The sequence below is a fragment of the Deinococcus marmoris DSM 12784 genome (genome assembly GCF_000701405.1).
In the GTDB taxonomy this organism is placed as follows: domain Bacteria; phylum Deinococcota; class Deinococci; order Deinococcales; family Deinococcaceae; genus Deinococcus; species Deinococcus marmoris.
Genome location: NZ_JNIV01000221.1, coordinates 1 through 1,959, shown reverse-complemented (window position 1 = coordinate 1,959; position 1,959 = coordinate 1). Strand labels below are relative to the sequence as shown.

Sequence of the window (1,959 nt, the reverse complement as noted above, 5' to 3'; positions counted from 1 at the left end):
CTCCGCGATCATCCGGAACTGACCGGGCTGCAGATCCTGGAACCACTCTGCGGCTGACAGCTCGTCCAGCACCGTATCCTTGCGAATCCGAATGGTGCATATGCTGGCTAATCCGGCACCCGCCGGGTCTCCCGCAACTTCCGTGCTGAAGTCGTCAGGCCAGCAGAATCCGGCACTTCAGCAGATCGAGTTTCGCCCGGCCATACATCTGTCGTTTGACCAGCTTCAGCCGATGGACCTGACCCTCCGTCTGTCCATTGCTCCACGGGGATTCAATCGCTCCACAGATCGCCGCAAAATCTTTCTGGAAACTGCGCCCCAGTCGTTGGATCTCTGCCATGCCGCTGTCCAGGGCCATCTGGATCCAGTTCGTGAGCAGGGCCGAGCCTGACGTGGGGGCCTGCCGAAGCAGCGACGTGAGCTGCTGGATCAGGGCATACGTCGCCTGACCCTGTGGCCAGCGGTCCACCAGGAGGCTGCGCCTCCTGGCCATCTCCGGGGTGAGCCGGTCTGGATCCAGGGTGAACAGCCAGGACATCTCGCGGACCCCCAGGCGCTTTTCCCGTACTGGGATCAGGCCCGGTTGATCCACCGTGGCTGGTGGTTCGTGGCCCTCGCGCAGCCACGTCACGTCCGTCGACACACCGCTGAATGCACCCTCATAGCCCTGCTGAACCAGATTGTCGAAGATCTGGGTCACCGTCCATTCCCGCTGCGCCATTCTCGCCCGGATCAACGGCGCATACCGGGTCAGGCTGCTAGGAGGCGTCTGCCGTGTCGGAAAGCCTTCACGCCTTAACCACTCGGTCACCGTACTCCGGGCCAGCCCCACCTGTCGGGCAATCGCACTGAAGGTGTGGCCTGCGGCGAACAGCCTGGCCACCTGTTCATATCGCTGAGCCCGTTCTGCCCGCCGGGCCACGACGATCTGTAACCGTCCCCGGGTCGTCGTGCGGCGTGGCTGAGCCGCTGGCAGGGCCAGCGGCCTTTCGGGCAGGGGAACCAACGACGTCGACACGGAATCAGGAGATTCACGGAGCTGATCCCGGTGGTGCCGCAACCAGGTCTCCACGGCCTCTCGGATGTTTCTGAACAGATGGAAGCGGTCCGCGATCTGCTGAGCGTCCGGCGCGCCGGACGCGGCCCCGCGCGCATAGTCCCCCGAGCGGTCCCGGCTGATCACCTCGACGCCAGGATGATCCTGAAGCCACTGTGCCAGGGTGGCCGCTTCACGGTCCGGCAGCACGTCCACCACTTGACGGCGCTCCAGATCAATCAGGATCGTGCCGTACGTCTTCCGGCGGCGGAGGCAGAAGTCATCGACGCCCAGGACTCTGGGCGTGGTGAATGAGGGCAGGGGAAGACGACGAAGCAGCCGGAGCAGGGTGTCCGCACTCGTGACTTCCCCCAAAAGCTGAAGCAGTCGGTGGCCACCTTCTCCGCCAACCCGCAGGGCAATCTGGCTTTGACGCTGGGCCAGCCGACAGGTGCGCTGGGCATGCGGTTCGAGCCAGTCGGGCCAGCGCTCTGCGAAGGTCACACAGTCACAGGCTGGGTTCAGGCAGCGAAACCGACGCGTGTGAACGAGCAGCGTCACGGGGCGTTGTCCAAGGGCGAGATCCTGCGGCCGACGAACGTAGTGGCTGTGAACATGGGCACTCAGGTGCTGACAGTGGGGACAGGGGCGGTGGGAGGATTGATCCTGCACCCGCAGGATCAGGTGTTCTCCGTCCTGAACGGATTCCAGCAACTGCCATGAGTCGGGGAGGAAGGAAAAGTCCATCCCTCAGTATTCGGCTTGGACTGCTCCCAGCACGGAAGCTGCGGGAGACCCGCCGCTGGCCGGATTACACCAGCGTATGCAAATGGCCCGGCGAATGCCTTTCCGGCGCAGGAAGCGAAACCACTCGGCACCGATGAACTCCCGGTCCGCCACCAGGCCCTTCCAGCGTCGCGCTG

At 64.3% G+C, this 1,959-nt stretch carries 1 protein-coding gene; it reads right to left on the bottom strand.

The genetic code is table 11. The features are described 5' to 3' along the window. Positions 1-154 precede the first annotated feature (154 nt). Positions 155-1,783, bottom strand: a complete 1,629-nt coding sequence (locus Q319_RS0123355) for an ISL3 family transposase (protein ID WP_081846282.1) — start codon at positions 1,781-1,783, stop codon at positions 155-157. Positions 1,784-1,959 lie beyond the last annotated feature (176 nt).